Raw genomic sequence first — 5,986 nt, 5'->3', positions numbered from 1 at the left:
CGGTCGGCTCCCCGGCCGGCGCCACCGGCTGGGCGACGGTCGCCATCCCCGGGTCCGCGCCCGCAGCCGGGTCCGCGCCCGGGTCCGCGCCCGCACGGGAGTCCGCTCCGGCACCCGAGTCTGCGCCCGCCCCTGAGCCCCCGTTCGACGAGGAGCCGCCGCCGTTCGACGACGCCCCGCCGGAAGACCCGATGTACGACGACCGCGGCGCCTCATCCGCCGCCCCTGCTGCGTCCGTATCGGCCGTGACGACCGCGCCCGCCGAGGCTTCGTCCGAGGCAACCTCGGCCCCCGCCGCACCTGCCCCCGCCGCACCTGCCGCCGCCGCACCTCCCACTCCCGCCGCCGCACCCGCACCAGCGGCCGAGGCCGCCGCACCCCCCGCAGCCGCACCCACCCCCGCCGCCAAGCGCCCGGCGACCTCATCCGCCCCCTCCTTCTCCGAGAAGCAGCGCTACGGCGAGTCGGTGGTGCGCGAGATCCTCGGCGCGACCTTCCTCGAGGAACAGTCGCATGAGCCGGCCGTCCGACCGAGAAACGACTAAGCCATGTACGAAGGAATCGTCCAGGAGCTCATCGACGAGCTGAACCGCCTGCCCGGAATCGGGCCGAAGTCCGCCCAGCGCATCGCTTTCCACATCCTGCAGACCCAGAACTTCGACGTGAGCCGCCTCGCACACGTGCTGCTCGAGGTGCGTGAGAAGGTGCGCTTCTGCGACATCTGCGGCAATGTGTCCGAACAACAGACCTGCATGATCTGCCGTGACCCCCGCCGCAACCCCGCGATCATCTGCGTGGTCGAAGAGGCCAAGGACGTCGTCGCGATCGAGCGCACCCGCGAATTCCGCGGGCTGTACCACGTGCTCGGCGGGGCGATCAGCCCGATCGACGGCATCGGCCCCGACGACCTGCGCATCCGCCAGCTGATGCAGCGCCTGGCCGACAACACCGTGCAGGAAGTCATCATCGCCACAGACCCGAACCTCGAGGGCGAGGCCACGGCGACCTACCTGTCGCGCCTGCTCACCACCCTCGAGATCCGCGTCACTCGCCTCGCCTCGGGCCTGCCCGTCGGCGGGGACCTCGAGTACGCCGACGAGGTCACCCTCGGCCGCGCGTTCGAGGGTCGCCGCGTCGTTACGAGCTGACCGCCCGGCCAGCCACGGCTCCAAGCGGTCGCCGCCCCGTCGCCCCGCAGCACCGCAACGTCACATGGCGGGCCGCGAATATAAGTCCATTTATGATGGATGTTTGGGCTCAACGCCCGCGAACCCAACCTCAGGAGTGCCACGTGAGCTTGATCGTGCAGAAGTTCGGCGGATCATCCGTCGCCGACGCGGAAAGCATCAAGCGCGTGGCCAAGCGCATCGTCGACACCCGCAAGGCGGGCAACGACGTGGTCGTCGTGGTCTCGGCCATGGGCGATTCGACCGACGAGCTGCTCGATCTGGCCCACGAGGTCGCGCCGATCCCCGCCCCGCGCGAGCTCGACATGCTCCTCACCGCTGGGGAGCGAATCTCGATGGCGCTGCTCGCGATGGCCATCAAGAGCATGGGCTACGACGCGCTCTCCTTCACCGGCAGCCAGGCCGGCATGATCACGGATGCCCGCCACGGCTCAGCCCGGATCGTCGACGTGACTCCCGGGCGCATCCGTGACGCCCTCGACGGAGGCGCCGTCGCCATCGTCGCCGGCTTCCAGGGTTTCAACCGCGACACCATGGACATCACCACGCTCGGCCGGGGCGGCTCGGATACCACCGCCGTCGCCCTCGCGGCAGCCCTCGCGGCCGACATCTGCGAGATCTACACCGACGTCGACGGGGTCTTCACGGCTGACCCCCGAGTCGTGCCCCAGGCCCGAAAACTCGACCGCATCTCGAGCGAGGAAATGCTCGAGCTCGCGGCCGGCGGCGCCAAGGTGCTCTACATACGAGCCGTGGAATATGCACGTCGTCACGGCGTGACCCTGCACGTCCGGTCGTCCTTCAACAACAACCAGGGCACGATCGTCTACAACACCGAGTTCGTGGATCCGAATGGAGAGATAGTGGAAGAGCCGATCATCGCCGGGATTGCCGCCGACCTGAGCGAAGCCAAAATCACGGTCGTCGGCGTGCCCGACGTGCCGGGCAAGGCGGCCCAGATCTTCAAGATCGTCGCCGGCGCCAACGCGAACGTGGACATGATCGTGCAGAACGTCTCCGGCGTCGCCACCGGCGTCACCGACATCTCGTTCACCCTGCCGAAGTCGGAGGGCCAGCAGACGCTGACCGCGCTGACCAACGACAAGGAGCTCGTCGGCTTCTCGAGCCTGCAGTACGACGACCAGATCGGTAAGCTCACGCTCGTCGGCGGCGGCATGCGCACCAACACCGGGGTCTCGGCGAAGCTGTTCGAGGCGCTCTTCCTGGCCGGCATTAACATCGAGATGATCTCCACCAGTGAGATTCGGATCTCCGTCGTCACCCGGGCCGACACCATCCAGGAGGCCCTGCGCGTCGTGCACACCGCCTTCGGCCTCGACACCGACGACGAGGCCGTTGTCCACGGCGGCACCGGCCGCTAGCCCGAACCCGGCCCCCGGCCCCCAACCCGCCCGCACCCTCCTTACCCGGCCGCCCTTGTGGCCAACTCAGGAGATTCCGGCCGAATCGGGCAGATTCGGCCGGAATCAGGGTGGATTTGAGAGAATGTCCTGAGTTAGCCCCCGAACCCAGCCTTCAAGACCGGCGAGCACGTTAGGAAGACACAGTGACCAGCAGCACAGGCATCCAGATCGGCGTCGTGGGGGCAACCGGCCAGGTCGGGGCCGTTGTGCGCCGCCTGCTCGAGGAGCGCGACTTCCCGGTGGCCGGCATCCGTTTCTTCGCCTCGTCCCGGTCCGCCGGCACCACGCTGCCCTGGCGCGGCGAGGACATCGTCGTCGAGGATGCCGCGACCGCCGATCCGACCGGGCTGGACGTCGCGATCTTCTCCGCCGGCGCCACGCTGTCGAGGGCGCAGGCGCCCCGGTTCGCCGCGGCCGGCGTCACCGTGATCGACAACTCCTCCGGCTGGCGGATGGACCCCGACGTGCCGCTGGTCGTGAGCGAGGTCAACCCCGGCGCGATCAAGCGGGCCGGCAAGGGCATCATCGCCAACCCGAACTGCACCACGATGGCGGCCATGCCCGTTCTCAAGGTGCTGCACGACGAGGCCGGCCTCGAACGCCTCATCGTGAGCACGTTCCAGGCCGTCTCGGGCAGCGGCCTCGCCGGCGCCCGCGAGCTGGCGACCCAGGTGCGCGTCGCCGCCCAGGATGCGAACCTGCTCCAGCTCGTGCACGACGGGTCGGCCGTGACCATGCCGGAACCCGTCGTTTATGCCCGCCCCATCGCCTTCGACGTCATCCCGCTCGCCGGCTCCATCGTCGACGACGGCGAATTCGAGACCGACGAGGAGAAGAAGCTCCGCAACGAGAGCCGCAAGATCCTCGAACTGCCTGACCTGCTGGTCTCCGGCACCTGCGTGCGCGTGCCGGTCTTCACCGGCCACTCGCTCTCCATCAACGCCGAGTTCGGCAAGCCGCTGAGCGTCGCGCGCGCCCGGGCACTGCTCGCGAACGCTCCCGGCGTCGAGCTGACGGATATCCCCACCCCGCTCCAGGCAGCGGGACAGGATGCCAGCTTCGTCGGCCGGATCCGCCAGGACCCGGGCGTGCCGAACGGGCGGGGCCTCGCCCTCTTCATCAGCAACGACAACCTGCGCAAGGGCGCCGCCCTGAACGCGGTGCAGATCGCAGAGCTCGTCGCCGTCGACCTCCTTGCCGCGAGGACCCCCGCAGCCTCCTAGCCGCGACGGCCCCCGCAGTCTCCTGGCGCCACCTGCGCTCCTGTGCTCCTGCGCTCCTGTTCAAGTTGAGTTGCGGAAAAAGTACCCTCAATCGCAAAACGAAGGTACTTTCTCCGCAACTCAGCTAGATACCAGCCAGATACCAGCGAGAAACCAGAGCGGCCAGTAACTGACGGCCCGTCTCGGCCCGGGATGGCAAGATGGTCGCATGACTTCGACCACCGCCCCCGCGTTCAAGATCGCCGACCTCTCCCTGGCGGAGGCGGGCCGCCACCAGCTACGCCTCGCCGAAAACGAGATGCCCGGCCTGATGGCCCTGCGCACCGAATTCGGCGAAACGAAGCCTCTCGCCGGGGCCCGCATCGCCGGATCGCTGCACATGACCGTGCAGACCGCCGTGCTGATCGAAACCCTCGTCGCGCTCGGCGCCCAGGTGCGCTGGGCGAGCTGCAACATCTTCTCCACCCAGGATGACGCGGCCGCCGCGATCGCCGTCGGTCCCACCGGCACCCCGGATGCCCCGGCCGGCGTTCCCGTCTTCGCCTGGAAGGGCGAGACGCTCGACGAATACTGGTGGTGCACCGACCGGATCTTCGACTGGAGCGCGGAAGCCGCCGCGGCGGGGGAGTCCTGGACCGGCCCGAACATGATCCTCGACGACGGCGGGGACGCCACGATGCTCGTGCACAAGGGCCGGGAGTTCGAGCTGGCCGGCGCGGTGCCGACGCCGTCCGACTCCGACAGCCACGAGTACAAGGTGGTGCTCGAGACGCTCCGCCGGTCAGTGGCCGAGTCCTCGGACCGCTGGACCGGGATCGCTGAGGCGATCGCCGGCGTCACCGAGGAAACCACCACCGGAGTGCACCGGCTCTACGAGCTGGCGGCCGCTTCGCAGCTGCTGTTCCCGGCGATCAACGTGAACGACTCGGTCACCAAGTCGAAGTTCGACAACAAGTACGGCATCCGCCACTCCCTGCCCGACGGACTCAACCGCGCCACCGACGTGCTGATCGGCGGCAAAGTCGTCTTCGTCGCCGGCTACGGGGACGTCGGCAAGGGCGCCGCCGAAGCGCTCCGCGGGCAGGGGGCTCGCGTGATCGTGAGCGAGATCGACCCGATCAATGCCTTGCAGGCCGCCATGGACGGCTTCCAGGTCGCCCGGATCGAATCGGTCGTCGACCAGGTCGACATCTTCGTCAGCGGCACCGGCAACTTCAACGTCATCACGACCGACCACATGCTGCGGATGAAGCACCTCGCGATCATCGCGAACGTCGGCCACTTCGACAACGAGATCGACATGGCCGCCCTCGAGACGCTCGCCGGCGCCGTGCGAGTCGAGATCAAGCCGCAGGTGCACGAGTGGCGCCTGCCCAGCGGACGCAGCGTACTGGTGCTCTCCGAAGGGCGTCTGATGAACCTGGGCAACGCCACCGGGCACCCGTCTTTCGTGATGAGCAATTCGTTCACCAATCAGGTGCTCGCGCAGATCGAGCTCTACTGCTACCCGGAGAACTACCCGGTCGGCGTGTACGTGCTGCCCAAGCACCTCGACGAGAAGGTCGCGCGGCTGCACCTCGACGCGCTCGGCGTCGAGCTCACCGTGCTCACCCCCGAGCAGTCGGCCTACATCGGCGTGCCCATCGAGGGCCCGTACAAGGTCGACCACTACCGCTACTGATCCGCGACAGGAAAAGGCCCGAAGGGCCGGACACGCCCGAGAAGACGGTGCTTTTGACGGCTGCTCCGCGTCGCCGTAATGTATCTATACGTACCCCAAAGGTGCGGAAAGCCGCAGCGCTTCCCGGCCTCAAGTGGGACCAACTCTCAGCCATTACACACACAGATTCCTCTTGTAGGAACGTGCGTGGAAGCCTAAGATGATTTCGGCTCACCAAGCTGACCTAACAGGTTCGAGTCGTGTTTTTGCGTGTGTTTTTCAACCGCCAGGAACGCGAAATGCTCGATTTGACAGGGTCAAAACGGTGAGATAAGTTAGACAGGTTGCCCCAAAACGAAAGCCGCAGTGCTGGTCAAACAGCGTGGCCTGAACCTGGGTGCGTCCGATCCTTGAGAACTCAACAGCGTGCACAATGTCAAATGCCAAAAACCTCGTGGTTGGATCCCGTTTCTAGCGGGTGAATGCCAAGAG

At 67.4% G+C, this 5,986-nt stretch carries 4 protein-coding genes and 1 pseudogene; all 5 read left to right on the top strand.

Annotation, left to right across the window (positions count from 1 at the left end; all coding sequences use genetic code 11):
- Window positions 1-545, top strand: a pseudogene (locus E3T33_RS15350) (DNA polymerase III subunit gamma and tau); the annotation flags it as partial.
- Between the two features lie 3 nt (window positions 546-548).
- Window positions 549-1,148 (top strand): recombination mediator RecR, encoded by a 600-nt coding sequence (gene recR / locus E3T33_RS14390; RefSeq protein ID WP_092324301.1) that lies wholly within the window; start codon window positions 549-551, stop codon window positions 1,146-1,148.
- Between the two features lie 143 nt (window positions 1,149-1,291).
- Window positions 1,292-2,569: an aspartate kinase gene (locus E3T33_RS14385; protein ID WP_092324300.1), complete on the top strand. Its 1,278-nt coding sequence runs from the start codon at window positions 1,292-1,294 to the stop codon at window positions 2,567-2,569.
- A gap of 185 nt (window positions 2,570-2,754) precedes the next feature.
- Window positions 2,755-3,834, top strand: a complete 1,080-nt coding sequence (locus tag E3T33_RS14380; RefSeq protein ID WP_092324298.1) for an aspartate-semialdehyde dehydrogenase — start codon at window positions 2,755-2,757, stop codon at window positions 3,832-3,834.
- A gap of 208 nt (window positions 3,835-4,042) precedes the next feature.
- Window positions 4,043-5,515: an adenosylhomocysteinase gene (ahcY, locus tag E3T33_RS14375; protein ID WP_092324297.1), complete on the top strand. Its 1,473-nt coding sequence runs from the start codon at window positions 4,043-4,045 to the stop codon at window positions 5,513-5,515.
- Window positions 5,516-5,986 lie beyond the last annotated feature (471 nt).

The sequence above is a fragment of the Cryobacterium sp. TMT1-2-1 genome, from assembly GCF_004403955.1.
Lineage (GTDB): Bacteria > Actinomycetota > Actinomycetes > Actinomycetales > Microbacteriaceae > Cryobacterium > Cryobacterium psychrotolerans.
The sequence above is the reverse complement of the archived record's forward strand: the minus strand, read 5'-3'. Positions and strand labels throughout refer to the sequence as shown.

Coding starts and splice junctions, on each gene's coding strand:
- recR (WP_092324301.1), top strand. CDS start 549: ATGTACGAAGGAATCGTCCAGGAGCTCATCGACGAGCTGAACCGCCTG.
- ahcY (WP_092324297.1), top strand. CDS start 4,043: ATGACTTCGACCACCGCCCCCGCGTTCAAGATCGCCGACCTCTCCCTG.